Below are 26,191 nucleotides of genomic sequence, written 5' to 3' on the forward strand. Positions count from 1 at the left end.
TTTTTCGAGGGGCTAGGGTATGAACGACAAGGCTACGGCGGCAAAGGGTTCCGAAGATCCGATCCTGCAATGGGTGACCTTCAAGCTGGACAACGAAACCTACGGCATCAACGTGATGCGCGTTCAGGAAGTCCTGCGCTACACCGAGATCGCTCCGGTGCCGGGTGCGCCAAGCTACGTGCTGGGCATCATCAACCTGCGCGGCAACGTGGTGACCGTGATCGATACCCGTCAGCGCTTCGGCCTGATGAGCGGTGAGATCAGCGACAACACCCGTATCGTCATCATCGAAGCCGACAAACAAGTGGTCGGCATCATGGTCGACAGCGTGGCTGAAGTGGTTTACCTGCGTCAGTCGGAAATCGAGACCGCACCGAACGTCGGTAACGAAGAGTCGGCCAAGTTCATCCAGGGCGTGTGCAACAAGAACAACGAGTTGCTGATCCTGGTCGAGCTGGACAAGATGATGAGCGAAGAAGAGTGGTCGGAACTGGAGAACATCTGATTGATTCTCGAGGTAGCGGTCATTGTCCTGTTCCTGTTCTGGGCAGGCACGCTGGCGATGTTTCTGGCGTACATCAAGGCGCAGCGCGTAATCGCTGCGCAACAGGCCCAGGGTGATGCGCTGCGTGATCAGCGCATCAGGGACTTGGCCAAGCGTGTCGACGATTACCAGAATGGCAACGTGCGCATGGGCGAAGCCCTGCACGAACTGCGCGCGGTGGTCGGTCCGATCCCGGACAAGCTCTCCCAGCTCGAACAGCGCGATCCTTCCAGCCTGTCATTCGCCCAGGCGGCGAAACTGGTGGGGATGGGCGCGAGTGTCGATGAGCTGACCCAGTCCTGCGGGTTGACCCAGGCTGAGGCGGAGTTGATGCGCAAGCTGCACAAGAACTGATTTTTGCGTTGAGGCTGATGGCCTATTCGCGAGCAAGCCCGCTCCCACATTTGGCTGGATTCCTTCAATAGGATCGAGGACAAATGTGGGAGCGGGCTTGCTCGCGAAGGGGTCTTTAAAACCTCAGTAATCGTCGCCGCGCTCGGTGATGTCTTTCTCGACCATTGGTGCATCCGGGTCGTGTCCGGCCGGGAACTTGCCCTTGAGGTTCCAGGCGAAAGCGATGATCTCCGCGATCGTGCGGTACAGCTCTTCGGGGATGCTGTCGCCCAGTTCCATTCGCGCCAGCAACTTCACCAGCTCGGCGTTTTCGTAGATCGGCACTTCACAGTCGCGGGCGATCCGCAGGATTTCTTCGGCCAGTGCTTCGTCGCCCTTGGCGGTAAGGGTCGGGGCGTGGCTGCCGTCGTATTTGAGGGCGATGGCCTGGCGTGGAGCGGTGGTGTCATTCATGCGGTTTCGTCGACCCAGCGGTGTTCGAGGCGGGTTTGGATGCCTTGCGGCGGGGTGCCGAGGTGGCAGTCGAGGTCGCCGACGTTCAGCCCGGAATCCAGCAGGCGCTGGCGCAGGGCGGTCAGGTTGCTTTCGATCAGACTCGCGGTGTACGGCCGCTCGGCCCACAACTGGCTGGACAGGCTGCCGCTGATCAACTGTGCCTGAATCTGCATCGGCCCCAGCGGTTCCATGTCGAACGCCAGATCGACGCGCCACAGTTGTTGTTTCGGCTCGCGCTCATCGCGGCGCTGCTCGTTCGCTTGCTGTTTCTCCGGCGCTTCTTCGCGCTGGAACTTGACCTGCAACGGCACGATGTCCTGCAGATTGCGCATCGGGATTTCCAGTTGCCAGGTGCTGAGCAGGCGGCCGTCGTCGGTCACGCCGGTCTGTTCCAGACTCGACAGTTGATGACTTTGCAGACGCGACACCGCAGCAGCGGCGAGGCGCAGCAAATGTTCCAGATCGCCTTCACCTTCCAGGCTTTGCAGCAGTCGGTCGGGCAGCGGGAAACTGCTCGGCACCGGTTTCGCGCTGACTTGACCGAGCATGCCGAGGGCGTTGCGCACGAAGCTTGGCAATGCCTGAGCCAGCGTGTTGGCAGCGATGATCGCATTCAGGTTGGTGTTGCCGGGCAGGCCGGGGGTGAGCTGGGCGATCAGCTTGAGCAGATCGGCTTTCATGTCCGGGGCGAGCGTCGGGTTTTGCCCGGTCAGCAGTTTGGTTTCGAGGAACACACCGCTGTTGGCCAGCGCCTGGGCCAGACCTTTCGGCGTGCTCAGTTGCTGCACGTCCGGCAGGTTGGCGAGCAGTTTGTCCACGGCGGCGCGCAAATCCTGGGACGTCTGATCGGTGGCGGGGGGCAGGTTCTGGAGCATTTTCAGCAAGCCGTCGAGGGAGCCCTGACGGCTTTGCTGACTGACCAGCTGCTGGCTGACCGCCAGTTGTTCCTGGCGATTGCTCAGCGGCAGGAACTTCAGGGTCTGCGAGTCCTGCACCAGCGCCGACAGCAGGGTGCCGATGCGCAGCGGTTGCGGGCTGTCGATGCTCAGTGTGCTGCCGCTCAACGCCGTGTTGAGCAGGCTGACCATCGAGCGGTACACCGTCGGCTGCCCCGGCACCTGCGGCAAGGCCTGAGCCGTCAGCACCTTGCCTTGCAGCAGCGTGCCAACCGGCAATTGCGCGGTGTCGATGCGGGTGAGGGTGGCGACGTTGCTGGCGATGGCCTGTTGCACGGTGATCGCCAGATTGCCCGCCGACGGCTGGGTGATCGCCAGACTGGTGCCCTGGGGCAGCGGCAGATTGCTGGTCGCCTGCACGGTGGTCTGACGGCCGCTGTCCAGCGTCACCTTGAGCAGCAACTGAAAGGTCTGATCCGCCTGCTTGAGCGACAACACCTCGGCCTTGGCGCTCTGGCCGGCGGCAATCAGCCCGTCGACCGGCGTCAGCAACTTCAGCAGCTCACCCACCTGCGGGCGAACGGTCGCCGGGGTGGTGGGCGGGAGCGGGAGGATGTTCATTTCGCCTGTCATACGCGGACACAACCTGAGGAAAATGCACTCGGGAGAGCGGGGGACGCCATGTATAATGCCGCCCGTCCTTCCATTCGTTCAAAAAACATAGCAATTGTTTGACGCAGCTCTCTGGATTGAGCCGTCATTGCATTTATGCTGCAACTCTTTAACGGCCGCGCCAGAGCCGACTTGAACCGTATAAGGCCCGTGATCCCTTGACCAGTCCTGTCCTGCAAACCGTTGCCCTCGCGTGTGAACGTGATCTCAGACTGCTCTTCGACAATCTCGAATTGAGACTGGCCAGTGGCGATATGGTGCAGATCAGCGGTCCCAACGGCAGCGGCAAGACCAGCCTTTTGCGTTTGCTGGCCGGTCTGATGCAGCCGACCGACGGTCAGGTGCTGCTCAACGGCAAGCCGCTGGGCGAGCAACGCAGCGAGCTGGCGCGCAACCTGTTGTGGATCGGCCATGCCGCCGGGATCAAGGATCTGCTCACGCCGGAAGAAAACCTCGCCTGGCTCTGCGCCCTGCATCAACCCGCCGAACGCGACGCGATCTGGCAGGCCCTGGCGGCGGTTGGATTGCGCGGTTTCGAGGATGTTCCGTGCCACAGTCTGTCCGCCGGCCAGCAGCGCCGCGTGGCACTGGCGCGGTTGTATCTGGACAGCCCGCCGTTGTGGATTCTCGACGAACCGTTCACCGCCCTCGACAAGCAGGGCGTGGCTCAGCTTGAAGAACACCTGGCCGGGCACTGCGAACGGGGCGGCCTGGTGGTGCTCACCACGCACCACACGCTGAGCCGGATGCCAGCCGGTTATCGCGACATCGATCTGGGGAATTGGGCGGTATGAGTGTGTTCGGCCTGCTGGTTGCCCGTGAATCCCGACTGCTGTTCCGCCGCCCGGCGGAGCTGGCCAATCCGCTGATTTTCTTCGCCATCGTCATCGCACTGTTCCCGCTGGCCGTCGGCCCGGAAACTCAAGTATTGCAAAACTTGTCCCCGGGGTTAGTCTGGGTGGCGGCACTTTTGTCGGTCCTGCTCTCGCTGGACGGGCTGTTCCGCAGTGATTTCGAAGATGGCTCCCTTGAACAGTGGGTCCTTTCGCCGCACCCCCTGCCACTTCTGGTATTGGCCAAGGTGCTGGCACACTGGCTTTTTTCCGGGCTGGCACTGGTTTTGCTCTCGCCATTACTGGCGTTGATGCTCGGGTTGCCGGCTGCGTGTCTGCCGGTTTTGCTGCTTTCGTTGCTGCTGGGAACACCGGTGCTGAGCTTGCTCGGTGCGGTGGGCGCGGCGCTGACGGTCGGTCTGAAACGCGGAGGCCTGTTGCTGGCGCTGCTGATTCTGCCGTTGTACATCCCGGTGTTGATCCTGGGCAGTGGCGCCTTGCAGGCGGCGTTGCAGGGCATGCCGGCGCTTGGTTATCTGTTGTGGCTTGGCAGCCTGACCGCCCTGGCGATAACCCTGACACCTTTTGCAATAGCGGCTGGCCTGAAGATCAGCGTCGGCGAATAATGAGGTCTGGTTAAAATTTAACCAGCAAAGACCCTGAGACTGCTCACACCGATGAGCGGCACCCGTGATGGAAACAGTATGAACTGGACCTGGTTTCACAAGCTCGGCTCGCCCAAGTGGTTCTACGGCATCAGCAGCAAGTTTTTGCCGTGGTTGAGCCTCGCCGCGTTGTTGCTGATCTGCGTTGGCGTCATCTGGGGCCTGGCCTTCGCGCCGCCGGACTATCAGCAAGGCAACAGCTTTCGCATCATCTATATCCACGTTCCCGCCGCGATGCTCGCCCAGTCGATCTACGTGATGCTGGCGGTGTGCGGCGTGGTCGGGCTGGTGTGGAAGATGAAACTGGCCGACGTCGCCCTGCAATGCGCCGCGCCGATCGGTGCCTGGATGACCGCCGTGGCGCTGGTCACCGGGGCGATCTGGGGCAAGCCGACCTGGGGCTCGTGGTGGGTCTGGGACGCGCGCCTGACCTCGATGCTGATTCTGCTGTTCCTGTACTTCGGCGTGATCGCCCTGGGCAACGCCATCAGCAATCGCGACAGCGCCGCCAAGGCCTGCGCGGTGCTGGCCATCGTCGGCGTGATCAACATTCCGATCATCAAATACTCGGTGGAGTGGTGGAACACCCTGCACCAGGGCGCGACCTTCACCCTGACCGAAAAACCGGCGATGCCCGTCGAAATGTGGCTGCCGCTGCTGCTGACGGTGCTGGGTTTCTACTGTTTCTTCGGCGCCGTGCTGTTGTTGCGCATGCGCCTTGAAGTGCTCAAGCGCGAAGCCCGCGCCAGTTGGGTGAAAGAAGAAGTGCAGAACAGCCTGGAGGCCGCTCGATGAGTTTCGCGTCATTCGGCGACTTCCTCGCCATGGGCCACCACGGCCTGTATGTCTGGTCGGCCTACGGCATCTGTCTGGCGGTACTGATCCTCAACGTGGCGGCGCCGATCGCGGCCCGCAAGCGTTATCTGCAACAAGAGGCGCGTCGTCTGCGCCGGGAGAACGGCAAGTGAATCCGCTGCGTAAAAAGCGTCTGATCATCATCCTGGCAATTCTGGTCGGGGTCGGCGCTGCCGTCGGCCTGGCCCTGAGCGCCCTGCAGCAGAACATCAACCTGTTTTACACGCCGACCCAGATCGCCAACGGCGAAGCGCCGCAGGACACCCGCATCCGCGCCGGCGGCATGGTCGAGAAGGGCTCGCTGCAACGCTCCACGGATTCCCTGGACGTCAAATTCGTGGTCACCGACTTCAACAAGTCCGTGACCATCACCTATCGCGGAATCCTGCCGGACCTGTTCCGCGAAGGGCAGGGCATCGTCGCATTGGGCAAGCTCAACGCCGATGGCGTGGTGGTCGCCGATGAAGTGCTGGCCAAGCACGACGAGAAATACATGCCGCCGGAAGTGACCAAGGCCCTGAAGGACAGCGGTCAATCCGCGCCAACCCCTGCGAAGGAGGGTTGATCGATGACATCCAGCATTTTCATTCCTGAGTTGGGCCATCTGGCCATGATCCTGGCGCTGTGTTTCGCGCTGGTGCAGGCGGTGGTGCCGTTGCTCGGTGCCTGGCGCGGCGACCGTCTGTGGATGGGCCTCGCCCAACCGGCCGCGTGGGGGCAGTTCGCATTCCTGCTGTTCGCCTTCGGTTGCCTGACCTATGCGTTCATGACCGACGATTTCTCCGTGGCTTACGTCGCGATGAACTCCAACAGCGCGCTGCCGTGGTACTACAAGTTCAGCGCGGTGTGGGGCGCCCACGAAGGGTCGCTGCTGCTGTGGGCGTTGATCCTTGGCGGCTGGACCTTCGCGGTGTCGGTGTTCTCCCGGCAACTGCCGCAAGTCATGCTCGCTCGTGTGCTGGCGGTGATGGGCATGATCAGCACCGGTTTTCTGCTGTTCCTGATCCTCACCTCGAACCCGTTTTCGCGGATCCTGCCGCAGATCCCGGCCGATGGTCGTGACCTCAATCCATTGCTGCAGGACATCGGTTTGATCGTGCATCCGCCGATGCTCTACATGGGTTACGTCGGTTTCTCGGTTGCGTTTGCTTTCGCCATCGCCGCATTGCTCGGCGGTCGTCTCGATGCTGCCTGGGCACGCTGGTCGCGTCCGTGGACCATCGTCGCGTGGGCCTTCCTCGGCATCGGCATCACCCTCGGTTCGTGGTGGGCCTATTACGAACTCGGCTGGGGCGGCTGGTGGTTCTGGGACCCGGTGGAAAACGCCTCGTTCATGCCATGGCTGGTGGGCACGGCGCTGATTCACTCGCTGGCGGTCACCGAGAAACGTGGCGTGTTCAAGAGCTGGACGGTGTTGCTGGCAATTGCCGCATTCTCCCTGAGCCTGCTCGGCACGTTCCTTGTGCGTTCCGGCGTGCTGACCTCGGTGCACGCGTTCGCCTCCGATCCTGAGCGTGGCGTGTTCATCCTGATTTTCCTGCTGTTCGTGGTCGGTGGTTCGCTGACGCTGTTTGCCTTGCGTGCGCCGGTGGTCAAGAGCCAGGTCGGTTTCAATCTGTGGTCGCGGGAAACCCTGCTGCTGGGCAATAACCTGGTGCTGGTGGTAGCAGCGTCGATGATCCTGCTCGGCACGCTGTATCCGCTGATCCTCGATGCGATCAGCGGCGCCAAACTGTCGGTCGGCCCGCCGTACTTCAACGCATTGTTCATTCCGTTGATGGCGCTGTTGATGCTGGTGATGGCGGTCGGAGTGATCGTGCGCTGGAAAGACACCCCGGTGAAATGGCTGGTCAGCATGCTGACGCCGGTGCTGCTGGGCAGTGTTGCGCTGGCGGTGGTGGCCGGTGTCGCCTACGGCGATTTCAACTGGGCCGTCATCGCGACGTTCCTGCTCGCGGCCTGGGTGTTGCTGGCCGGTGTGCGCGATATCTTCGACAAGACTCGTCACAAAGGCCTGATCAAAGGCCTGCCGACCCTGACCCGCAGCTACTGGGGCATGCAGATCGCGCATCTGGGCATCGCCGTCTGCGCGCTGGGTGTGGTGTTGTCGAGCCAGAACAGTGCCGAGCGCGACCTGCGCCTGGCGCCGGGCGAGTCGATGGACCTGGCCGGTTATCAGTTCGTGTTCGAAGGCGCCAAACATTTCGAAGGCCCGAACTTCACCTCCGACAAGGGCACCGTCCGGGTGATCCGCAACGGTCAGGAAGTCAGCGTGCTGCACCCGGAAAAACGCCTGTACACCGTGCAGAATTCGGTGATGACCGAGGCCGGGATCGACGCCGGTTTCACCCGCGACCTCTACGTCGCACTGGGTGAACCGCTGGGTGACGGCGCCTGGGCGGTGCGGGTGCATGTGAAGCCGTTCGTGCGCTGGATCTGGTTCGGCGGTCTGCTGACCGGTTTCGGTGGTCTGCTGGCGGCGCTGGATCGGCGTTACCGGGTCAAGGTCAAAGCCCGCGTGCGTGAAGCGCTGGGCATGGAAGGAGCCGCTGCATGAGACGTTGGTTGATGCTGGTGCCATTGGCGATTTTCCTGCTGGTGGCCGTATTCCTTTATCGCGGTCTGTACCTGGATCCGGCGGAGTTGCCGTCGGCGATGATCAACAAGCCGTTCCCGGAGTTTTCCCTGCCGGCGGTGCAGGGCGACAAGACCTTGACCCGCGCCGACATTCTCGGCAAACCGGCACTGGTCAACGTCTGGGGCACCTGGTGCATTTCCTGCCGGGTCGAGCACCCGGTGCTGAATAAGCTCGCTGAGCGCGGTGTGGTGATCTACGGCATCAACTACAAGGACACCAACGCCGATGCGTTGAAGTGGCTGGCCGAGTTCCACAATCCGTATCAACTGGACATCCGTGACGACGAAGGCTCCCTGGGCCTGAACCTGGGTGTCTATGGCGCGCCGGAAACCTTCTTCATCGACGCCAAGGGCATCATCCGCGACAAGTACGTCGGGGTGATCGACGAGCAGGTCTGGCGGGAAAAACTGGCGGCCAAGTATCAGGCGCTGGTCGACGAGGCCAAGCCATGAAGCGCTTTTTAGCTGCCATGGTGTTGGGCTTGAGCCTGGCCGGGGTGGCCCACGCGGCCATCGACACTTACGAGTTTGCCAAAGAAGGCGATCGCGAGCGTTTTCGCGAACTGACCAAGGAACTGCGCTGCCCCAAGTGCCAGAACCAGGACATCGCCGACTCCAACGCGCCGATTGCCGCTGACCTGCGCAAAGAGATTTTCCGCATGCTCGGCGAAGGCAAGGACAATCAGCAGATCATCGACTTCATGGTCGACCGCTACGGTGATTTCGTCCGCTACAAACCGGCGCTCAATGCCAAGACCGCTTTGCTCTGGTTCGGCCCGGCCGGCCTGTTGCTGGGTGGGTTCGTGGTGATTGCCGTGATCGTCCGCCGCCGTCGCGGGCAACGCGCCGAGACGCCGCAATCGCTGTCCCCTGAAGAGCGTCAGCGCCTCGACCAACTGTTGGATAAAAACCAAGAATGATTGATTTCTGGCTTGCCGCAGGGCTGTTGCTTCTGGTCGCCCTGAGTTTTCTGCTGATCCCCGTCCTGCGCGAACGTCGCGCCCAGCGTGAAGAGGATCGAACCGCTCTCAACGTCGCGCTTTATCAGGAACGCGTCGCCGAGCTGCAATCGCAGCAGGCCGAAGGCGTGCTCGACGCCGCGCAAATGGACAGCGGCCGTGCCGAAGCGGCCCGGGAACTGCTGGCGGACACCGAAGGTGTGGCGCCGGCGCGGGTTTCGCGTTTGGGCAAGCCGTTGCCATTGCTGGCAGCCGTGCTGGTGCCGGTGTTGGGGCTCGGTCTGTATTTGCATTTTGGCGCGAGCGACAAGGTCGAACTGACCCGGGAATTCGCCCAGGCGCCGCAGTCGATGGAAGAGATGACTCAGCGTCTGGAGCGCGCAGTCGCTGCGCAGCCGGATTCGGCTGAAGGCGTGTACTTCCTCGGCCGCACCTACATGGCCCAGGATCGTCCGGCGGACGCGGCGAAGATGTTCGAGCGCGCGGTCAATCTTGCCGGTCGTCAGCCGGAACTGCTCGGCCAGTGGGCGCAGGCCCAATATTTCGCCGACAACAAGAAATGGTCGGACAAGGTTCAGGCTCTGACCGATGAAGCGCTGAAAGCCGATCCGAAAGAAGTCACCAGTCTCGGCCTGCTGGGCATCGCCGCATTCGAAGGCGAGCGTTATCAGGAGGCCATCGACTACTGGAACCGTCTGCTGGCGCAACTGCCGCCACAGGACAAATCCCGCGAGGCCCTGCAAGGCGGCATCACCCGCGCTACCGAAAAACTGCAAGCCAGCGGCGGCAAGGTCGCCCAGGCACCGGCGGCAAAAGCGGCGGCGCTGTTGAAAGTGCGTGTGGATCTGGCCAGCGAGCTCAAAGCCAAGGTGCAACCGGGCGACAGCGTGTTCATTTTTGCCCGTGCGGTTTCCGGCCCTCCAGCGCCGCTGGCAGCCAAGCGCCTGACCGTCGCCGATCTGCCGGTCACCGTGGAACTGGGCGATGCCGACGCGATGATGCCGCAATTGAAACTGTCGAACTTCCCCGAAGTCCAACTGGTTGCGCGCGTCTCCCGTGCCGGTCAGCCGACCGCCGGGGAGTGGGTCGGTCGCAGCGGGCCTCTGGCCAGCAGCACCACCGCGCCGCAGACACTGACCATCGACAGCCCGGACAAATAGCCGGAACCAACAGGAAAGCACCGCCATGAACGCCATCGCCCGAATCACAGTCCTCACACTGGCCCTGGGCTTGAGCGCATGTGCGGTGCAACGACCGGAGCCGACCACCAGGCTGCCGCCGATCCCGCCGTCACAACCCAGCCCGACCCCGTCGACCAGCCCGACGCCGAGCAAACCGGGCATCCCGGCCAAACCCGCCAAACCTGTCCCGCGCACCTCCGCCAGCTTCGCCCCGCCACCGGGCGGCAACAGCCACTGGGACCAGAAACTGGGCGTTTACGTGCTCGACGACCAGACCAACACCTTCTACCGTCAGCGCACCTACTACCGCTGGAACAACGGCTGGAGCCGCTCGATCAGCCCCAACGGCCCGTGGGAAGAAACCAACATCCATGGCGTACCGGCGGGACTGGGCAAGCAGTTCGGGGAGTAATGAAAAACGGCGATCTCTGGATCGCCGTTTTGCTGTCTGGGGTGATGAGCAATGCCTCACTCGTATCCTGTCATCAACGCCTGAGCTTGCTTTGCGAGAAGCGCCAATGCCAGCTCGCTGGGGCAGTGCATCAATCACATGCTGCAAAACAACCGAACGTCGTCCTGCTAATTTCTGTGCTTGAGTAAAGATAACTCTAGGGTTACTTTTGTTAAGCCGAAGCAAGGAGGCGGTTGGTGCAGAGCAGGTTATTGATCAAGGAGCTGGAGGAGGCAGGCTGGACGCTGGACCGGATAACCGGCAGCCACCACATCTTCACGCACCGTTACAACCCATACACGATCCCCGTCCCGCATCCGAAAAAGGATTTGCCGGTCGGGACGGTCAAGAGCATCAGGAGGCGTGCCGGGTTGTACAACCCGCCAGCCAGTTACAGAGGAGATCCGTAATGCAATACCCAATCTGCATCGAGTGGGGTGACGAGAACACCGCCATCGGGATTCAGATCCCCGATATTCCCGGCGCGATTACTGCCGGAGATACGTTTGAGGATGCCTACAACGCGGCCGTCGAGATTGCCCACATCATGCTGCAGGAGATCGCCGCGGATGGTGATTCGATTCCGATGCCGACTTCGGCGGCCACCCATCGCAACAACCCGGAGTTTGCCGACATGGGCTGGGGCATGCTCGAACTGGACATCTCGCCGTACATGGGCAAGACCGAAAAGGTCAACGTGACGTTGCCGGGCTATGTCATCCAGCGCATTGACCGCTATGTGCGTGAACACAATGTCAAAAGCCGCTCCTCTTTTCTGGCGGATGCCGCCATGGAAAAACTGGTCCGGCATTGAACCTCGAGCCCTGTCGGATCAGCGATCCGACAGGGCTTTTCAGATGCTAGGCCGTTGCCAGAACAGGCTTTTGCGAAGCACTCAAGAACCGCACCAGCGCCAGCAGCGGGAACGCGCTGCCAACGATCACGATCCACAACCAGCCGCCATGTTCGTACACCGCACTCGCCACCGACGAGCCGAAGGCGCCACCGACGAAGATGCTGGTCATGTACAGCGCGTTCAGGCGGCCGCGGCTTTTGGCGTCAAGGGAGTAGACCGCGCGCTGGCCGAGCACCATGTTCATCTGTACGCAGAAGTCGAGCACCACGCCGGTCACGGCCAGGCCGATCACGCTGTAGGCCGGGTGGATGAAGGCCGGCAGGAAGCTCAGGCTGGCGAACAGCATGGCCAGCAACGAGGCGATGCGGGTGTGGCCGGCATCGGCCAGGCGTCCGCTGATCGGCGCGGCAATGGCACCGATCGCGCCGACCAGAGCGAAGATCGCGATTTCACTCTGGGACAGGCCATGGTTGCGCGCCAGTTCCAGCGGCACGGCGGTCCAGAACAGGCTGAACGTGGCGAACATGCAGGCCTGGTAAAACGCCCGCTGACGCAGCACCGGTTGTTTGCGCAGCAGCGTCCACAACGAACCCAGCAACTGGCCGTAGGACGCGCTGTGATCCGGTTGGCGCTTGGGCACGGTCAGCGCCAGCACTACGCTGATCGCCGCCATCAAGGCTGCGGCGATCATGAACATCGCCCGCCAGCCGAGGTGGTCGGCGACCACGCTCGACACCGGACGCGCCAGCAGAATTCCCAGCAGCAAACCGCCCATGATCCCGCCGACCACCCGGCCCCGGGATTCCTCGGGCGCCAGGTGCGCCGCCAATGGAATCAGCACCTGCACCGACACCGAACTGAAACCCACCAGCAACGAAATCAGCAGGAATACATTCGGCTGATCGGTAAACGCCGCGCCGAGCAGGCTGGCGATCGCCACTACGGTGGTGATGATCATCAACCGGCGGTTTTCCAGCAGATCCGCCAGTGGCACCAGGAAGAACAGGCCCAGCGCATAGCCGATCTGGGTCAGCGACACGATGAAACTGGCCATGGTGTCGCTCAGGCCGATGTCCGGCGCGATCAGGCCGATGATCGGCTGGGCGTAGTAGATGTTGGCAACGATGGCGCCGCAGCAGAAAGCGAACAGCAGCACCATGCCTCGGGTCATTGCGTGAGTTGTGGCGGTCATAGGGTTTCTCGATCCAGCGAAAAGGAATGCGGTGAGGCTAAGGGACGGGCCGAGCCGGCAGTAGAGGCTTCTGATCGATATCAGTTATTCCGTTGCGGAACAGGTGGCGCCGAACAATCCATTGTTCATCGGCGAACCTTGCGTCCGACCGTTGAGCGTCGATGATACATTCACTTACATCTTGTTCGATAGCGTGCTTATGTTGTGACCGGGTTTCAGCATTCATCAACGGAGGATTGCGATGTTTCGTCAGTTGCTTCGCCACACCACAACGATTGCCCTGATCAGTCTGCTCGGCGCCATTGCCGTACAGGCCGCCGAAGCGCCCGGTATGCGCATGGGCGTGCGCGGCGAGATCACCGGGGTCAGTGCCGACTCGCTCAAGGTTCACGTCAACAGCGGTGAAAACGTGGTGGTCCAGTTGACCCCGGACACCAAGGTCCGCGCGGTCACCCTGGCCAACATCGAAGACATCAAGCCCGGCAGCTACATCGGTTCGGCGGCCATTCCCCAGGAGGATGGCACGCTCAAGGCGCTGGAGGTTCACGTGTTCCCGCCGGAGCTGGCCGGCAGCGGCGATGGCCATCGGCCGTTCGACCTGGCCAAGGGCAGCAGCATGACCAACGGCAGCGTCGGCGATCTGGTGGTGAGCAACGGCCGGGTGCTGACCGTCAACTACAAGGGCGGCCAGCAGAAGATCCTGGTGCCGGAGGACGTGCCGATCGTCAACCTGACGCCGGGCGATCGCAGCCTGCTCAAGGTCGGGGTGAAGATCGTCACCTTCGTGACCCAGAGCGCGGACGGCACGCTGACCGCGCAATCGATCTCGGCGGGCAAGGATGGCGTCAAGCCGCCGATGTAAACGCTCACAAAAAAGGCGACCTCTGCAGGTCGCCTTTTCATGTCAGCTCACGCCTTACTGGCCGTTGTAGATCTGGTCGAAGACTCCGCCATCGTTGAAGTGGGTCTTCTGCACGGTGCGCCAGTCGCCGAAGGTCCTCTCGACCGACAGGAAGTCGACTTTCGGGAAGCGATCGGTGTACTTGGCCAGTACCGCCGGGTCACGTGGACGCAGGTAGTTGGCGGCCGCGATTTCCTGACCTTGCGGCGACCACAGGAACTTCAGGTATTCCTCGGCAGCGGCGCGGGAGCCTTTCTTCTCGACCACTTTGTCGACCACCGACACCGGCGGCTCGGCTTCGGCGGAGACGCTCGGGTAGATGACTTCGAACTGGTCGCGGCCGAACTCGCGGGCGATCATTTCGGCTTCGTTCTCGAAGGTCACCAGCACGTCGCCGATCTGGTTGGTCATGAACGTGGTGGTCGCGGCGCGGCCACCGGTATCCAGCACTGGCGCCTGTTTGAACAGCTTGCCGACGAAGTCTTTCGCCTTGTTCTCGTCGCCGCCGTTTTTCAGCACGTAGCCCCAGGCCGACAGGTAGGTGTAGCGGCCGTTGCCCGAGGTTTTCGGGTTCGGCACGATCACTTGCACGCCGTCCTTGAGCAGGTCCGGCCAGTCTTTCAGGGCTTTCGGGTTGCCCTTGCGGACGATGAACACGGTGGCCGAGGTGAACGGCGCGCTATTGTTCGGCAGACGGGTGACCCAGTCTTTCGGCACCAGTTGGCCGTTGTCGGCCAGGGCGTTGATGTCGGTGGCCATGTTCATGGTGATGACGTCAGCCGGCAGGCCGTCGATCACCGAACGGGCTTGCTTGCTCGAACCGCCGAAAGACATCTGCACGGTGATGTCTTCCTTGTGCTCGGCTTGCCAGTGTTTCTGGAACGCAGCGTTGTAGTCCTTGTAGAAATCGCGCATCACGTCGTAGGACACGTTGAGCAGGGTCGGTGCGGCCTGAGCCACGCTGCCGAAGGCAAGACCTGCGGCGAGAAGTGAGGCGCCAAAGAGTTTTTTCACTGCGCATTCCTTGTTCTGTGGGGGTGTTTTTGACAAAGATAAGGCCATTTGCCAGCGACTATAGCGGGGCGCGCATAGTCGCTTAAAGATTAAAAAGAACTTTGCTTATTCCATTTTCTTGAATAACGGATTACCGCATCGCGAACAGAATGCGGCGCCGCTTTCATGGCTCTTTTTCTGGCAAACCGGGCAGTCGTGTTGCAACTGTTCACCACGCATCGCATTGGCCAGTTCGGCGGTGAAGATCCCGGTGGGTACCGCGATGATCGAGTAACCAGTGATCATCACCAGCGACGAAATCACCTGGCCCAACGGAGTCTTCGGCACGATGTCGCCGAAGCCGACGGTGGTCAGGGTCACGATAGCCCAATAGATGCCCTTGGGAATGCTGGTGAAGCCGTGTTCCGGGCCTTCTATTACGTACATCAACGTGCCGAACACGGTTACGAGTGTGCAGACGCTCACCAGAAACACCACGATCTTCTGCTTGCTGCCACGCAGCGCCGACATCAGGTAGTTGGCTTGCTTGAGGTACGGACTGAGTTTGAGGACGCGGAAAATTCGCAGCATCCGGATGATCCGGATAATCAGCAAGTACTGCGCATCGCTGTAGTACAGCGCGAGGATGCCCGGCACGATCGCCAGCAGATCCACCAATCCGTAAAAACTGAAGGCATAGCGCAACGGTTTGGGCGAGCAGTACAGACGCAGAATGTACTCGCCGGCAAAGATGATGGTGAACCCCCACTCGATATACGCCAGCACATCGGCGTAATTGCGGTGAACGCTGTCGATGCTGTCGAGCATCACGATCACCAGGCTGGCGAGAATGATCAACAGCAGGATGCCGTCGAAACGTCGCCCGGCGGGGGTGTCGCTCTGGAAAATCATGACGTAAAGCTGTTCACGCCAGTGCTGGTTACTGTCCATGGATCACGCCTGAATCAAAGATCAGCGCAGCCTAGGTTGATTCTCCCCGCGAGCGCAAGGCGCGCCGCTGATCTGCGGTTGTTGCATCAGGCGAATGCCGGTGCGCAGCAGCCAGCAAGCAAGAATGAACGGTGCCGTGAGGGTTGCCAGACCCAGGGCACTGAACAGCGGCGCCAACAGCAGCGCCAGGCCGATGCCGAACAGCGGCAGCCACGGTTGCTGGCGCTGGGTGCTGAAGGCGAGGGCGGCGAGGACTGCGTTGTAACCACCCAGACCCAGCAACGCGATTTGGCTGTCATGGTGTAACAGGCTGGAACTCAAACCGATGACCGAAGCCAGCAACGCCCAGGCAAAGGCCCGGCGATCGGCGATCAGCAAACCGGCGGCGATCAAACCACCGGCCAACGGATGGTCGAGGAACATCACCTGACCGAAGCCTTTCAGGGCGGCACCGAGCAGGTTCACGGTGTTCAGTTCAAGCGCCGGTGCGGCGGACAAAGGCTCGGCGAAACACAGGAACATCCAACTCAGCAACACGAACGGCGCGGTGTAGGCGGGCAGGTATTCGGTGAGGCGTGCGCGTTTGAGCCACTGCTGCGTGATCATCGCGCTCAGTCCGCCGGCCGCCAGAATCAGCGGTGGCAGCATCGGCGACCAGGGGAAATACAGGCTCAGCAACAGGCCGACCAACACGCCGTTGTAGCTGAACAGTCCGGCCTGGCGATCGGCCTTGGCGTAGTTGCGCCGTTGCGCGGTGAGCAATCCGGCGACCGCGCCCAGCAGCGCACCGGCGAACAGCACCGGCGCGGTGAATAGAATGGCCAAAAGGCACAGCAGGCCACACAGCGGATGACGCTGGAGGAAGATTTGACTGAAGCCGTTGAGCAAAGCCTCGGCCCAGTCAGGGCAGTGGGTGTTGAAATGATTGGCAGGCATGTCTGGAGAATCTGGGCAGTAGGAAAATCAAAGGGTCTTGCTTGAAGCTGTGGCGAGGGAGCTCATGCCCGGTGAATGCGGTGTCTCTTGTGGAAACCGTCATGCCGGGCGTCGGGAGCACGCTCCCTCGCCACACAGGTGTTGCTTAAATCAATGTTTCGATCCGCAGCGAATTGGTCGACCCCGGCTGCCCGAACGGCACACCCGCGGTGATCAGCAACGTATCGCCACGCTCGGCCATTCCTTGCGCCTGAGCGATTTCCAACGCGGTCGAGCACACCTCATCCACCTGACGCAGGCGATCATTGACCACCGAATGAATGCCCCACGCCACGCTCAGCCGGCGGGCGGTCTGCAGGTTCGGCGTCAGGTTGAGGATCGGCGCTTTCGGCCGCTCCCGCGCTGCACGCAGGCTCGATGCGCCGGACTCGCTGTAGTTGACCAGCACTGCCACCGGCAGCACGTTGCTGATCCGGCGGATCGCGCAGCTGATCGCATCGGACACCGTCGCCTCGGCTTTCGGCCGGCTGACGTCGAGTTGGGTCTGGTAGTCCGGACCGTTCTCCACTTGGCGGATGATCTTGCTCATCATCTGCACGGCTTCCAGCGGGTACTCGCCGGACGCGGTTTCCGCCGACAGCATCACCGCATCGGCGCCTTCGGCCACGGCGTTGGCCACGTCGGTGACTTCGGCGCGGGTCGGCGCCGGGGAGAAGCGCATCGACTCAAGCATCTGCGTCGCCACCACCACCGGTTTGCCGAGGTGGCGGCAGGTGGTGATGATGTTTTTCTGGATCTGCGGCACGCTCTCGGCCGGCACTTCCACGCCCAGATCACCGCGAGCCACCATGATCGCGTCGCTCAGCTCGGCGATCTCGCGCAGTTGCTCGACCGCCGACGGCTTCTCGATTTTCGCCATCAGGAACGCCTTGTCGCCGATCAGCGCGCGGGCCTCGAGGATGTCTTGCGGACGCTGCACGAACGACAGCGCGACCCAGTCCACCCCCAGTTCCAGACCGAAGCTCAGGTCGCGGCGATCCTTGGTGGTCAGCGGGCTCAGGTCGAGTACCGCTTGCGGCACGTTCACGCCTTTGCGGTCCGACAGTTCGCCGCCATTGAGCACGGTGGTGTCGATCGCGTCGGTGTATTTGGTCACGACTCGCAGGCGCAGTTTGCCGTCATCGAGCAGCAGATCCATCCCGGCTTCCAGCGCCGCGATGATCTCCGGGTGCGGCAGGTTCACCCGGCGTTCGTCGCCCGGTGTTGCGTCCAGATCGAGGCGGAAGGCCTGACCGCGATGCAACTGAACCTTGCCGTCAGCGAACTTGCCGACCCGCAGTTTCGGCCCTTGCAGGTCCATCAGGATCCCGAGCGGGTAGTTGAGCTGGCGCTCGACTTCGCGGATCCACTGATAGCGCTTGGCGTGGTCGGCGTGATCGCCGTGGCTGAAGTTGAGGCGGAAGATATTGACCCCGGCCTCGACCAGCTCGCGGATGTCTTCGATGCCGTCGACGGCAGGCCCGAGGGTGGCGAGGATTTTGACCTTTTTATCAGGCGTCATGATTTAGAGCTCTCGAGGATCAGGATGGCGCGGAAGTCGTTGACGTTGGTGCGGGTCGGTTCGGTGACGATCAGCGCATCGAGCGCCGCGAAGTAGCCGTAACCGTTGTTGTTATCCAGCTCGTCGCTGGCGCTCAGGCCCAGGGCGGCGGCACGGGCATAGCTGTCCGGGGTCATGATCGCGCCGGCGTTGTCTTCCGAGCCGTCGATGCCGTCGGTGTCGCCGGCCAGCGCATAGACGCCGGGCTGGCCCTTGAGGCTGTCGGTGAGGCTGAGGAGGAATTCGGCGTTGCGTCCGCCCCGGCCATTGCCGCGCACGGTCACGGTGGTTTCGCCACCGGAGAGGATCACGCACGGCGCTGCCAGGGGCTGGCCGTGATGGATGATCTGGCGCGCGATGCCGGCGTGGACTTTTGCCACTTCGCGGGATTCGCCTTCCAGGTCGCCGAGGATCAGCGTGCTGAAACCGGCCTGACGGCATTTCACCGCTGCGGCATCCAGCGATTGCTGAGGGCGGGCGATCAACTGGAAGTGACTGCGGGCCAGGCTCGGATCGCCGGGTTTGACGGTTTCCGATTCCGGGCTTTGCAGCCAGCTGCGCACCGACGCCGGAATCTCGATGCCGTAGCGCTTGATGATGGCCAGCGCTTCGGCGCTGGTGCTCGGGTCGGCCACGGTCGGGCCGGAGGCAATGACCGTGGCGAGGTCGCCCGGTACATCGGAAATCGCGTAGGTGTAAACAGTCGCCGGCCAGCAGGCCTTGCCCAAACGTCCGCCCTTGATCGCCGAGAGGTGCTTGCGCACGCAGTTCATCTCGCCGATGGTCGCGCCGGATTTGAGCAGGGCTTTGTTGATCGACTGCTTGTCGGCCAGGGTGATGCCCTCGGCCGGCAGCGCCAGCAGGGCAGAGCCGCCACCGGACAACAGGAAAATCACGCGGTCGTCTTCGCTCAGATTGCTGACCAGTTCCAGCACGCGTTTGGCCACGGCCAGACCGGCAGCATCCGGCACCGGGTGCGCGGCTTCGACCACTTCGATTTTTTCGCACGGCGCGCCGTGACCGTAGCGGGTCACCACAAGGCCCGAGACTTCACCTTCCCAGCAGCGCTCGACCACTTGCGCCATGGCAGCGGCAGCCTTGCCGGCGCCGATGACGATTACGCGACCGGTGCGATCGGCCGGCAGATGCGCTTCGAGGACCTGGTTCGGATGGGCCGCGTCGATGGCTGTGGCAAACAGCTCGCGCAGCAGTTGTTGCGGATCGACCGACATGGCGGGCTCCCGGAATTCTTGTTATTCGAAAGGGCAACTCAGATCCATTGTGGGAGCGGGCTTGCTCGCGAATGCGGTGGGTCAGTCAATCTCCATGTCGACTGACACGCCCTCTTCGCGAGCAAGCCCGCCCCTACATGGAAAGTGGGGCAGGGCTTACTTCTGGTCGCGAATCGAGAAGTTGGCCATGTGTTCCAGGCCCTTGATCAGCGCCGAGTGGTCCCAGTTGCTGCCACCAATGGCCGCGCAGGTGCTGAACACTTGCTGGGCGTTGGCGGTGTTCGGCAGGTTGATGTTCAGCTCCTTGGCGCCTTGCAGGGCCAGGTTCAGGTCCTTCTGGTGCAGGCTGATGCGGAAGCCCGGATCGAAGGTGCCCTTGATCATGCGCTCGCCGTGCACTTCGAGGATCTTCGAGGAGGCGAAACCGCCCATCAGCGCTTCACGCACCTTGGCCGGATCGGCACCGTTTTTCGAAGCGAACAGCAGGGCTTCGGCCACGGCCTGAATGTTCAGGGCAACGATGATCTGGTTCGCCACCTTGGCGGTCTGACCGTCGCCATTGCCGCCGACCAGGGTGATGTTCTTGCCCATGGCCTGGAACAGCGGCAGTGCGCGTTCGAAGGCATCGGCGTCGCCACCGACCATGATGCTCAGGGTCGCGGCCTTGGCACCGACTTCACCACCGGACACCGGGGCGTCGAGGTATTGCGCGCCTTTCTCGTTGATCTTTGCCGCGAAAGCCTTGGTGGCGGTCGGCGAGATCGAACTCATGTCGATCACGACTTTGCCTTTGCCGATACCGGCCGCGACGCCGTCGGCGCGGAACAGCACGTCGTCGACCTGCGGGGTATCCGGCACCATGACGATGATGAATTCAGCTTCCTGAGCCACTTCGCGTGGGTTGGCCAGGGCGACGGCGCCAGCGGCGACCAGGTCGGCAGGGGCGGCGTCGTGGTGCGCCGACAGGAACAGGCTGTGACCGGCTTTCTGCAGGTTCGCCGCCATTGGGTGGCCCATGATGCCGGTGCCGATGAATCCGATTTTAGCCATGAGAAAATCCTCTTGTTTTTGTCTTGCTCAAGCAAATAGGGGGTCAGATCGCGTTGTGGGTCTTCAGCCAGCCGAGGCCTGCTTCAGTGGTAGTCAGCGGTTTGTACTCGCAGCCGACCCAGCCCTGATAACCGATGCGATCGAGGTGTTCGAACAGGAAGCGGTAGTTGATCTCGCCGGTGCCCGGCTCGTTGCGGCCCGGGTTGTCGGCCAGCTGCACATGGTTGATCTCGGCCAGGTGCGATTGCAGGGTGCGGGCCAGATCGCCTTCCATGATTTGCATGTGATAGATGTCGTATTGCAGGAACAGATTGGCACTGCCGACCTGCTCGCGAATCGACAGGGCCTGCGCCGTGTTGTTCAGGTAGAAGCCCGGGATATCGCGGGTGTTGATCGCTTCCATCACCAGTTTGATGCCGACGGCTTGCAGCTTGTCGGCGGCGTACTTGAGGTTGGCGACGAAGGTCTTTTCAACGGTGGCATCGTCCACGCCCTGCGGACGGATACCGGCCAGGCAGTTGACCTGGGTGTTGCCCAGAACCTGGGCGTAAGCGATGGCCAGGTCGACCCCGGCGCGGAACTCTTCGACCCGGTCCGGCAGGCACGCGATACCGCGCTCGCCCTTGGCCCAGTCACCGGCCGGCAGGTTGAACAGCACTTGGGTCAGACCGTTGGCGTCGAGTTTGGCCTTGATTTCGGCAGAGCTGAAATCGTACGGGAACAGGTACTCGACACCGCTGAAGCCAGCCTTGGCGGCGGCGTCGAAACGGGCAAGGAAATCCTGTTCGGTGAACAGCATGGACAGGTTGGCTGCGAAACGCGGCATGGTGGTCTCCCGTATATCTTGTGAGGTTCCCCTTGTGGGAGCGGGCTTGCTCGCGAAAGCGGTAGATCAGCCAACATCGGTGTTGGATGTGAAATTGCTTTCGCGAGCAAGCCCGCTCCCACAGGGAGAGCGGTCAGCAGTTAATCGAGCAGCGAAATCGCCGTTGGCGCATCGTTGCCGACCAGCGCCAGGTCTTCGAATTCGTTGACGGCGTTGATCTCGGTCCCCATGGAGATGTTGGTCACACGCTCCAGAATGATCTCGACGATCACCGGCACCTTGAACTCTTCGATCAGCTCTTCGGCCTTGCGCAGGGCAGGGGCGATGTCAGCCGGTTCGAACACACGCAGTGCCTTGCAGCCCAGGCCTTCGGCGACTGCGACGTGGTCGACACCATAACCGTTGAGTTCCGGCGCGTTCAGGTTATCGAAGGACAGCTGCACGCAGTAGTCCATATCGAACCCGCGCTGGGCCTGACGGATCAGTCCCAGGTACGAGTTGTTCACCACGACGTGGATGTACGGCAGTTTGAACTGAGCGCCGACCGCCAGTTCTTCGATCATGAACTGAAAGTCATAGTCCCCCGACAGGGCCACGACTTTACGGTTCGGATCGGCCTTCACCACGCCCAGCGCTGCCGGAATGGTCCAGCCCAACGGGCCGGCCTGACCGCAGTTGATCCAGTGACGCGGCTTGTAGACGTGCAGGAACTGCGCGCCGGCAATCTGCGACAGACCAATGGTGCTGACGTAGCAGGTGTCCTTGCCGAAGACCTGGTTCATTTCTTCGTAAACGCGCTGCGGCTTGACCGGCACGTTGTCGAAGTGGGTCTTGCGGTGCAGGCTGGCCTTGCGCTGCTGGCAGTCCTGCAGCCAGGCAGAGCGGTTTTTCAGCTTGCCGGCGGCTTGCCATTCACGGGCGACTTCGATGAACACGGTCAGCGCGGCGGCAGCGTCGGAAACGATGCCCAGGTCCGGGGTGAACACGCGGCCGATCTGGGTCGGTTCGATGTCGACGTGAATGAACTTGCGGCCTTCGGTGTAAACGTCGACCGAGCCGGTGTGACGGTTCGCCCAGCGGTTGCCGACGCCCAGTACCACGTCGGACTTGAGCAGGGTGGCGTTGCCGTAACGGTGCGAAGTCTGCAGACCGACCATGCCGACCATCAGCGGGTGATCGTCCGGGATGGTGCCCCAGCCCATCAGGGTCGGGATGACCGGAATGCCGGTCAGCTCGGCGAACTCGACCAGCAGTTCGCTGGCGTCGGCGTTGATGATGCCGCCCCCGGCCACCAGCAATGGACGCTCGGCCTGATCCAGCATTGCCAGGGCTTTTTCGACCTGCACGCGGGTGGCGCTTGGCTTGGCCAGCGGCAGTGGCTGGTAGGCGTCGATGTCGAATTCGATTTCAGCCATCTGCACGTCGAACGGCAGGTCGATCAGCACCGGGCCCGGACGGCCGGAACGCATTTCGTAGAAGGCTTTCTGGAACGCATAAGGCACCTGGCCCGGCTCCAGAACGGTGGTCGCCCACTTGGTCACCGGCTTGACGATGCTGGTGATGTCGACGGCCTGGAAGTCTTCCTTGTGCATACGGGCGCGGGGTGCCTGGCCGGTAATGCAGAGGATCGGGATCGAGTCCGCGGAGGCGCTGTACAGACCGGTGACCATGTCAGTACCGGCCGGGCCGGAAGTACCGATGCACACGCCGATGTTGCCGGCCTTGGTGCGGGTGTAGCCCTCGGCCATGTGCGAGGCGCCTTCAACGTGGCGAGCGAGGACGTGATCGATGCCACCGACTTTCTGCAGGGCGGAGTACAGCGGGTTGATTGCAGCGCCCGGAATGCCAAAAGCGGTATCAACCCCTTCACGGCGCATCACCAGAACGGCGGCTTCGATTGCTCTCATTTTGCTCATGGTTTTGTGCCTCTTTACGTTTTGTAATTGTATACAAGTGGCTTTTCGCAGAGTGTATTCACGGCGGACGGCGCAGGTCAATCCATTTTCTCAAGCGCCTGTTTCATTCGTCGGAAGCCTGTTCTGCTGTGTCTTTTCGTCGCATGGAGCGCTTTTCTGGAATTATTGTATACAAAAAAATAATTCATTGTGTTCTATTTGTTGCATCGGGCTGCGGCACTTGCGCGCAGTCCAACGACTTTCCCAATAACAAAATGAGGACGGCACCATGAGCGCTTTAACCTTGAAAGTCGCAGTCAAGCTGGTCAACGAAGCCATCAATGCAGGGCGGGCCATTTCCGCCGCGCCGCTGACCATCGCGGTACTGGATACCGGCGGCCATCTGGTCACCTTGCAGCGCGAAGACGGCGCCAGCCTGCTGCGCCCGAACATCGCCATCGGCAAAGCCTGGGGCGCCATCGCCCTGGGCAAGGGCTCACGCCTGCTGGCGCTGGACGCGCAACAACGCCCGGCGTTCATCGCCGCACTCAACAGCATGGGGCAGGGCAGCGTCGTGCCGGCACCGGGCGGTGTGTTGATACGTGATCAGGCGGGGAACGTGCTGGGTGCAATCGGCATCAGCGGCGATCTCTCGGACATCGATGAGCAGGTGGCAATCAAAGCCGTAGAGGCCCTGGACCTGCGGGCGGATGCGGGGGTGGCTGCGTGATTTGCGGCGTTTGAACTGACGCCATCGCGAGCAGGCTCACGGTGACCTCATTTGTACTGAAGGAACTCGGTCGAATGTGGGAGCGGGCTTGCTCGCGAAGGCGATTTTCCAGACACATCCAGCTAAAAATCCTGCCTTCAATGTTCGATGTTCCGGGCTAGCCTTTTCATGAAGTCAATCATGAGAAAAGGCAAAGGAATGCCGGAACTGTCTGCATCACACCGACTGAGAGTCGGACGCTTTTCCGAACAAAACCACATCTATCTCCTGACAGCCAATACTCATAAGCGCGAGCCTGTCTTCAAGGATTACGCCTTGGGAAGACTAGTTGTTCATCAGTTCAGGCATGCACAAGAAAAGGGGGTTGTCGACTCATTGGCCTGGGTCGTCATGCCGGATCACTTCCACTGGCTGGTGCAATTGCAGAAAGGTTCGCTGGGGCAGTTGATGTGCCAGGTCAAATCCTTGAGTGCTAGATCAGTCAATTCAGCGACTGGCAGGAGGGGTAGCCTGTGGCAGCCAAGCTTCCATGATCATTCGCTTCGGCAGGAAGAAAGTCTGGTTAGAGTGGCGCGGTATGTCGTGGCCAACCCGTTGCGGGCTGGACTGGTGGAAAAGCTTGGTGACTATCCGCTGTGGGATGCGATCTGGGTCTGACCGTGAGACCGAGTTGCTACATTCGCGAGCAAGCCCGCTCCCACATTTGATTTGTGGTGCTCATAGATCAAATGTGGGAACAGGCTTGCCAGCGAAGCAGTCAGTGCGGACTTCAGTCCGGCTCGCAGCCCTTGAGCACCAACCGGATGATGGTTTGTGCTGCGGCTTCATAGTCGGCTTCGTCGAGCTTGTCCTTGCCGGTGACGGCGGAGATCTGCCAGTCGAAGTCGGCGTAGGTCTGGGTCGCGGCCCAGATGCTGAACATCAGGTGGTTGGGGTCGATCGGGGCGATCTGGCCGCGGTCGATCCAGGTCTGGATGCAGTCGATGTTGTGCTTGGCCTGGCCGTTGAGCTGCTCGACCAGGTCGGCGCTCAGGTGCGGGGCGCCGTGCATGATTTCGCTGGCGAACACCTTGGAGGCGAAAGGCAGGTCGCGGGAGATGCGGATCTTCGAGCGGATGTAGCCGCTCAGCACTTCGCTCGGTACGCCGTCCGGATTGAACGGGGTCGAGGCCTGCAGGATCGGCACGATGATACTTTCCAGCACCTCGCGGTAGAGGTTTTCCTTGGACTTGAAGTAGTAATAGACGTTGGGCTTGGGCAGTCCTGCCTTGGCGGCGATGTCGCTGGTTTTGGTCGCAGCGAAGCCCTTGTCGGCAAACTCTTCACTGGCTGCACGCAGGATCAGTTCTTTGTTGCGCTCGCGGATTGTGCTCATAAACCCGGTGGTTCCTTGCCTGTTCTGGCGGTTGCGCATGGTAGCACCGGCCTCGCGCGGCGCTCAACAATGCCCCGTGTGGCCCGCAGTCGCGGTATGCTGCGCGGCATTATTCACATAAGGAAACATGATTCATGGCAGGAAGCAGTTTGCTGGTGCTGATCGACGACATCGCTACCGTTCTGGACGATGTTGCGTTGATGACCAAAATGGCTGCCAAGAAGACCGCCGGCGTGCTCGGCGACGACTTGGCGCTCAATGCCCAGCAGGTCTCCGGCGTACGCGCGGAGCGGGAAATCCCGGTGGTCTGGGCGGTGGCCAAGGGCTCGTTCGTCAACAAACTGATCCTGGTGCCCTCGGCGCTGGCGATCAGTGCGTTCGTGCCGTGGCTGGTGACGCCGCTGCTGATGGTCGGCGGCGCCTACCTGTGTTTCGAGGGTTTCGAAAAGCTCGCGCACAAGTTCCTGCACAGCAAGGCCGAAGACGAGGCCGAGCATGCGCAACTGGTTGACGCCGTGGCCGATCCGGCCACCGATCTGGTGGCCTACGAGAAGGACAAGATCAAGGGCGCGATCCGCACCGACTTCATCCTCTCGGCGGAAATCATCGCCATCACCCTCGGCACCGTGGCCGATGCTTCGCTGACCCAGCAAGTGATCGTGATGTCGGGCATCGCCATTGTCATGACCGTGGGCGTTTACGGATTGGTGGCCGGTATCGTCAAACTCGATGACCTCGGTCTGTGGCTGACTCAGAAGCCCGGGCAGATGGCCAAAAGTATCGGCAACGGCATCCTGCGCGCTGCGCCGTACATGATGAAAAGCCTGTCGGTAATCGGCACGGCGGCGATGTTCCTGGTCGGTGGCGGCATCCTGACCCACGGCGTGCCGGTGGTGCATCACTGGATCGAAAGCGTCGGCGCAGCGGCCGGTGGCGCCGGGTTTGTGGTGCCGATGCTGTTGAACGGCGTAGCGGGGATCATCGCGGGTGCGGTGGTACTGGCGGGCGTGTCCGTGATCGGCAAAGTCTGGAAATCGCTGAAGGGTTGAATCTGAGGCAAACAAAAAGGCCATTCGACTCGCATCGAATGGCCTTTTTTGTGGCTGGCGTTT

The 26,191-nt window shown here is 61.7% G+C and carries 30 protein-coding genes; 18 read left to right on the forward strand and 12 right to left on the reverse strand.

Annotated features, from left to right (window positions below):
* The first annotated feature begins 19 nt into the window (after positions 1 to 19).
* Positions 20 to 505 carry a chemotaxis protein CheW gene (locus tag CAG25_RS12880; protein ID WP_007959223.1) on the forward strand — a complete coding sequence of 162 codons (486 nt, stop codon included), beginning with the start codon at positions 20 to 22 and terminating at the stop codon, positions 503 to 505.
* Complete coding sequence (locus CAG25_RS12885; RefSeq protein WP_085611518.1) at positions 506 to 898, forward strand: DUF2802 domain-containing protein; 393 nt, start codon at positions 506 to 508, stop codon at positions 896 to 898. It begins immediately after the preceding gene.
* Between the two features lie 123 nt (positions 899 to 1,021).
* Here the strand turns inward: CAG25_RS12885 and CAG25_RS12890 are convergent, their stop codons facing one another.
* Positions 1,022 to 1,351, reverse strand: a complete 330-nt coding sequence (locus tag CAG25_RS12890) for an EscU/YscU/HrcU family type III secretion system export apparatus switch protein (RefSeq protein ID WP_085611517.1) — start codon at positions 1,349 to 1,351, stop codon at positions 1,022 to 1,024.
* Positions 1,348 to 2,922, reverse strand: a complete 1,575-nt coding sequence (locus CAG25_RS12895; RefSeq protein ID WP_085611516.1) for a flagellar hook-length control protein FliK — start codon at positions 2,920 to 2,922, stop codon at positions 1,348 to 1,350. The genes CAG25_RS12890 and CAG25_RS12895 overlap by 4 nt, the downstream gene beginning before the upstream one ends.
* Positions 2,923 to 3,119: 197 nt before the next feature.
* On the opposite strand from CAG25_RS12895, the gene ccmA reads away from it, so the two are divergent.
* The 12 genes from ccmA to CAG25_RS12955 all read left to right on the forward strand — a co-directional run bounded on the left by ccmA (position 3,120) and on the right by CAG25_RS12955 (position 11,356).
* Positions 3,120 to 3,755: a cytochrome c biogenesis heme-transporting ATPase CcmA gene (gene ccmA, locus CAG25_RS12900; RefSeq protein WP_007959232.1), complete on the forward strand. Its 636-nt coding sequence runs from the start codon at positions 3,120 to 3,122 to the stop codon at positions 3,753 to 3,755.
* Positions 3,752 to 4,420, forward strand: coding sequence for a heme exporter protein CcmB (ccmB, locus tag CAG25_RS12905; protein WP_011333083.1), 669 nt, complete (start codon positions 3,752 to 3,754; stop codon positions 4,418 to 4,420). The genes ccmA and ccmB overlap by 4 nt, the downstream gene beginning before the upstream one ends.
* A gap of 78 nt (positions 4,421 to 4,498) precedes the next feature.
* A complete protein-coding gene (gene ccmC / locus CAG25_RS12910) occupies positions 4,499 to 5,254 on the forward strand; it encodes a heme ABC transporter permease (protein ID WP_039769743.1) in 756 nt (251 codons plus the stop codon).
* The gene (gene ccmD / locus CAG25_RS12915) at positions 5,251 to 5,427 is read left to right on the forward strand and encodes a heme exporter protein CcmD (protein WP_011333085.1); all 177 of its coding nucleotides are present in this window, start codon (positions 5,251 to 5,253) and stop codon (positions 5,425 to 5,427) included. Before ccmC ends, ccmD begins: the two co-directional genes overlap by 4 nt.
* Positions 5,424 to 5,879 (forward strand): cytochrome c maturation protein CcmE, encoded by a 456-nt coding sequence (gene ccmE, locus CAG25_RS12920; RefSeq protein WP_011333086.1) that lies wholly within the window; start codon positions 5,424 to 5,426, stop codon positions 5,877 to 5,879. Before ccmD ends, ccmE begins: the two co-directional genes overlap by 4 nt.
* 3 nt (positions 5,880 to 5,882) lie before the next feature.
* The gene (locus CAG25_RS12925) at positions 5,883 to 7,871 is read left to right on the forward strand and encodes a heme lyase CcmF/NrfE family subunit (protein WP_085611515.1); all 1,989 of its coding nucleotides are present in this window, start codon (positions 5,883 to 5,885) and stop codon (positions 7,869 to 7,871) included.
* The gene (locus CAG25_RS12930) at positions 7,868 to 8,404 is read left to right on the forward strand and encodes a DsbE family thiol:disulfide interchange protein (RefSeq protein ID WP_085611514.1); all 537 of its coding nucleotides are present in this window, start codon (positions 7,868 to 7,870) and stop codon (positions 8,402 to 8,404) included. The genes CAG25_RS12925 and CAG25_RS12930 overlap by 4 nt, the downstream gene beginning before the upstream one ends.
* Positions 8,401 to 8,871: a cytochrome c-type biogenesis protein gene (locus CAG25_RS12935; RefSeq protein ID WP_011333089.1), complete on the forward strand. Its 471-nt coding sequence runs from the start codon at positions 8,401 to 8,403 to the stop codon at positions 8,869 to 8,871. Before CAG25_RS12930 ends, CAG25_RS12935 begins: the two co-directional genes overlap by 4 nt.
* Positions 8,868 to 10,070, forward strand: a complete 1,203-nt coding sequence (gene ccmI, locus CAG25_RS12940; protein WP_085611513.1) for a c-type cytochrome biogenesis protein CcmI — start codon at positions 8,868 to 8,870, stop codon at positions 10,068 to 10,070. Before CAG25_RS12935 ends, ccmI begins: the two co-directional genes overlap by 4 nt.
* A 25-nt stretch (positions 10,071 to 10,095) precedes the next feature.
* Positions 10,096 to 10,503, forward strand: a complete 408-nt coding sequence (locus tag CAG25_RS12945) for a hypothetical protein (RefSeq protein WP_085611512.1) — start codon at positions 10,096 to 10,098, stop codon at positions 10,501 to 10,503.
* 236 nt (positions 10,504 to 10,739) lie between these two features.
* Positions 10,740 to 10,952, forward strand: coding sequence for a type II toxin-antitoxin system HicA family toxin (locus tag CAG25_RS12950; protein ID WP_085611511.1), 213 nt, complete (start codon positions 10,740 to 10,742; stop codon positions 10,950 to 10,952).
* Positions 10,952 to 11,356 carry a type II toxin-antitoxin system HicB family antitoxin gene (locus CAG25_RS12955; RefSeq protein WP_011333093.1) on the forward strand — a complete coding sequence of 135 codons (405 nt, stop codon included), beginning with the start codon at positions 10,952 to 10,954 and terminating at the stop codon, positions 11,354 to 11,356. The genes CAG25_RS12950 and CAG25_RS12955 overlap by 1 nt, the downstream gene beginning before the upstream one ends.
* Positions 11,357 to 11,402: 46 nt before the next feature.
* Here the strand turns inward: CAG25_RS12955 and CAG25_RS12960 are convergent, their stop codons facing one another.
* Positions 11,403 to 12,590, reverse strand: a complete 1,188-nt coding sequence (locus CAG25_RS12960) for an MFS transporter (protein ID WP_085611510.1) — start codon at positions 12,588 to 12,590, stop codon at positions 11,403 to 11,405.
* Positions 12,591 to 12,831: 241 nt separating this feature from the next.
* Between CAG25_RS12960 and CAG25_RS12965 the strand changes: the two genes are divergently transcribed.
* Positions 12,832 to 13,452 carry a DUF5666 domain-containing protein gene (locus tag CAG25_RS12965; RefSeq protein ID WP_085611509.1) on the forward strand — a complete coding sequence of 207 codons (621 nt, stop codon included), beginning with the start codon at positions 12,832 to 12,834 and terminating at the stop codon, positions 13,450 to 13,452.
* Between the two features lie 54 nt (positions 13,453 to 13,506).
* Here CAG25_RS12965 and CAG25_RS12970 read toward each other — a convergent pair whose 3' ends face one another.
* From CAG25_RS12970 to gcl, 8 genes are all read right to left on the reverse strand, one after another.
* Positions 13,507 to 14,505 carry a sulfate ABC transporter substrate-binding protein gene (locus CAG25_RS12970; RefSeq protein WP_085611508.1) on the reverse strand — a complete coding sequence of 333 codons (999 nt, stop codon included), beginning with the start codon at positions 14,503 to 14,505 and terminating at the stop codon, positions 13,507 to 13,509.
* A 105-nt stretch (positions 14,506 to 14,610) separates the two neighbouring features.
* The gene (locus tag CAG25_RS12975) at positions 14,611 to 15,435 is read right to left on the reverse strand and encodes an ion transporter (RefSeq protein WP_039769763.1); all 825 of its coding nucleotides are present in this window, start codon (positions 15,433 to 15,435) and stop codon (positions 14,611 to 14,613) included.
* Positions 15,436 to 15,456: 21 nt separating this feature from the next.
* Complete coding sequence (locus CAG25_RS12980) at positions 15,457 to 16,371, reverse strand: urea transporter (protein ID WP_085611507.1); 915 nt, start codon at positions 16,369 to 16,371, stop codon at positions 15,457 to 15,459.
* A 145-nt stretch (positions 16,372 to 16,516) separates the two neighbouring features.
* The gene (pyk, locus tag CAG25_RS12985; protein WP_085611506.1) at positions 16,517 to 17,932 is read right to left on the reverse strand and encodes a pyruvate kinase; all 1,416 of its coding nucleotides are present in this window, start codon (positions 17,930 to 17,932) and stop codon (positions 16,517 to 16,519) included.
* Positions 17,929 to 19,203, reverse strand: coding sequence for a glycerate kinase (locus CAG25_RS12990; protein WP_085611505.1), 1,275 nt, complete (start codon positions 19,201 to 19,203; stop codon positions 17,929 to 17,931). The genes pyk and CAG25_RS12990 overlap by 4 nt, the downstream gene beginning before the upstream one ends.
* A gap of 156 nt (positions 19,204 to 19,359) precedes the next feature.
* Positions 19,360 to 20,253, reverse strand: coding sequence for a 2-hydroxy-3-oxopropionate reductase (locus tag CAG25_RS12995; RefSeq protein WP_085611504.1), 894 nt, complete (start codon positions 20,251 to 20,253; stop codon positions 19,360 to 19,362).
* A gap of 43 nt (positions 20,254 to 20,296) precedes the next feature.
* Positions 20,297 to 21,079, reverse strand: a complete 783-nt coding sequence (hyi, locus tag CAG25_RS13000) for a hydroxypyruvate isomerase (protein ID WP_007959286.1) — start codon at positions 21,077 to 21,079, stop codon at positions 20,297 to 20,299.
* 140 nt (positions 21,080 to 21,219) lie between these two features.
* Complete coding sequence (gene gcl, locus CAG25_RS13005; protein ID WP_064594456.1) at positions 21,220 to 22,995, reverse strand: glyoxylate carboligase; 1,776 nt, start codon at positions 22,993 to 22,995, stop codon at positions 21,220 to 21,222.
* A 268-nt stretch (positions 22,996 to 23,263) separates the two neighbouring features.
* Between gcl and CAG25_RS13010 the strand changes: the two genes are divergently transcribed.
* Both CAG25_RS13010 and CAG25_RS13015 read left to right on the forward strand, forming a co-directional pair.
* Complete coding sequence (locus tag CAG25_RS13010) at positions 23,264 to 23,704, forward strand: heme-binding protein (RefSeq protein ID WP_011333104.1); 441 nt, start codon at positions 23,264 to 23,266, stop codon at positions 23,702 to 23,704.
* A gap of 198 nt (positions 23,705 to 23,902) precedes the next feature.
* Positions 23,903 to 24,361, forward strand: coding sequence for a transposase (locus CAG25_RS13015; RefSeq protein ID WP_085611657.1), 459 nt, complete (start codon positions 23,903 to 23,905; stop codon positions 24,359 to 24,361).
* A gap of 112 nt (positions 24,362 to 24,473) precedes the next feature.
* Here CAG25_RS13015 and CAG25_RS13020 read toward each other — a convergent pair whose 3' ends face one another.
* The gene (locus tag CAG25_RS13020; protein ID WP_007959290.1) at positions 24,474 to 25,079 is read right to left on the reverse strand and encodes a TetR/AcrR family transcriptional regulator; all 606 of its coding nucleotides are present in this window, start codon (positions 25,077 to 25,079) and stop codon (positions 24,474 to 24,476) included.
* Between the two features lie 134 nt (positions 25,080 to 25,213).
* Between CAG25_RS13020 and CAG25_RS13025 the strand changes: the two genes are divergently transcribed.
* Positions 25,214 to 26,128 carry a DUF808 domain-containing protein gene (locus CAG25_RS13025; RefSeq protein ID WP_085611503.1) on the forward strand — a complete coding sequence of 305 codons (915 nt, stop codon included), beginning with the start codon at positions 25,214 to 25,216 and terminating at the stop codon, positions 26,126 to 26,128.
* Positions 26,129 to 26,191: the final 63 nt, after the last annotated feature.

The sequence above is a fragment of the Pseudomonas sp. B16(2017) genome, from assembly GCF_002113205.1.
Taxonomy (GTDB): domain Bacteria; phylum Pseudomonadota; class Gammaproteobacteria; order Pseudomonadales; family Pseudomonadaceae; genus Aquipseudomonas; species Aquipseudomonas pharyngis.

Coding starts and splice junctions, on each gene's coding strand:
- CAG25_RS12995 (WP_085611504.1), bottom strand. CDS start 20,253: ATGGCTAAAATCGGATTCATCGGCACCGGCATCATGGGCCACCCAATG.
- pyk (WP_085611506.1), bottom strand. CDS start 17,932: ATGACGCCTGATAAAAAGGTCAAAATCCTCGCCACCCTCGGGCCTGCC.
- CAG25_RS12890 (WP_085611517.1), bottom strand. CDS start 1,351: ATGAATGACACCACCGCTCCACGCCAGGCCATCGCCCTCAAATACGAC.
- CAG25_RS12990 (WP_085611505.1), bottom strand. CDS start 19,203: ATGTCGGTCGATCCGCAACAACTGCTGCGCGAGCTGTTTGCCACAGCC.
- ccmC (WP_039769743.1), top strand. CDS start 4,499: ATGAACTGGACCTGGTTTCACAAGCTCGGCTCGCCCAAGTGGTTCTAC.
- CAG25_RS13020 (WP_007959290.1), bottom strand. CDS start 25,079: ATGAGCACAATCCGCGAGCGCAACAAAGAACTGATCCTGCGTGCAGCC.
- CAG25_RS13010 (WP_011333104.1), top strand. CDS start 23,264: ATGAGCGCTTTAACCTTGAAAGTCGCAGTCAAGCTGGTCAACGAAGCC.
- CAG25_RS12935 (WP_011333089.1), top strand. CDS start 8,401: ATGAAGCGCTTTTTAGCTGCCATGGTGTTGGGCTTGAGCCTGGCCGGG.
- ccmD (WP_011333085.1), top strand. CDS start 5,251: ATGAGTTTCGCGTCATTCGGCGACTTCCTCGCCATGGGCCACCACGGC.
- CAG25_RS13015 (WP_085611657.1), top strand. CDS start 23,903: ATGCCGGAACTGTCTGCATCACACCGACTGAGAGTCGGACGCTTTTCC.
- CAG25_RS12980 (WP_085611507.1), bottom strand. CDS start 16,371: ATGCCTGCCAATCATTTCAACACCCACTGCCCTGACTGGGCCGAGGCT.
- ccmB (WP_011333083.1), top strand. CDS start 3,752: ATGAGTGTGTTCGGCCTGCTGGTTGCCCGTGAATCCCGACTGCTGTTC.
- CAG25_RS12880 (WP_007959223.1), top strand. CDS start 20: ATGAACGACAAGGCTACGGCGGCAAAGGGTTCCGAAGATCCGATCCTG.
- ccmI (WP_085611513.1), top strand. CDS start 8,868: ATGATTGATTTCTGGCTTGCCGCAGGGCTGTTGCTTCTGGTCGCCCTG.
- CAG25_RS12930 (WP_085611514.1), top strand. CDS start 7,868: ATGAGACGTTGGTTGATGCTGGTGCCATTGGCGATTTTCCTGCTGGTG.
- CAG25_RS12975 (WP_039769763.1), bottom strand. CDS start 15,435: ATGGACAGTAACCAGCACTGGCGTGAACAGCTTTACGTCATGATTTTC.
- hyi (WP_007959286.1), bottom strand. CDS start 21,079: ATGCCGCGTTTCGCAGCCAACCTGTCCATGCTGTTCACCGAACAGGAT.
- CAG25_RS12955 (WP_011333093.1), top strand. CDS start 10,952: ATGCAATACCCAATCTGCATCGAGTGGGGTGACGAGAACACCGCCATC.
- CAG25_RS12965 (WP_085611509.1), top strand. CDS start 12,832: ATGTTTCGTCAGTTGCTTCGCCACACCACAACGATTGCCCTGATCAGT.
- CAG25_RS12945 (WP_085611512.1), top strand. CDS start 10,096: ATGAACGCCATCGCCCGAATCACAGTCCTCACACTGGCCCTGGGCTTG.
- gcl (WP_064594456.1), bottom strand. CDS start 22,995: ATGAGCAAAATGAGAGCAATCGAAGCCGCCGTTCTGGTGATGCGCCGT.
- CAG25_RS12960 (WP_085611510.1), bottom strand. CDS start 12,590: ATGACCGCCACAACTCACGCAATGACCCGAGGCATGGTGCTGCTGTTC.
- CAG25_RS12925 (WP_085611515.1), top strand. CDS start 5,883: ATGACATCCAGCATTTTCATTCCTGAGTTGGGCCATCTGGCCATGATC.
- CAG25_RS12895 (WP_085611516.1), bottom strand. CDS start 2,922: ATGACAGGCGAAATGAACATCCTCCCGCTCCCGCCCACCACCCCGGCG.
- CAG25_RS13025 (WP_085611503.1), top strand. CDS start 25,214: ATGGCAGGAAGCAGTTTGCTGGTGCTGATCGACGACATCGCTACCGTT.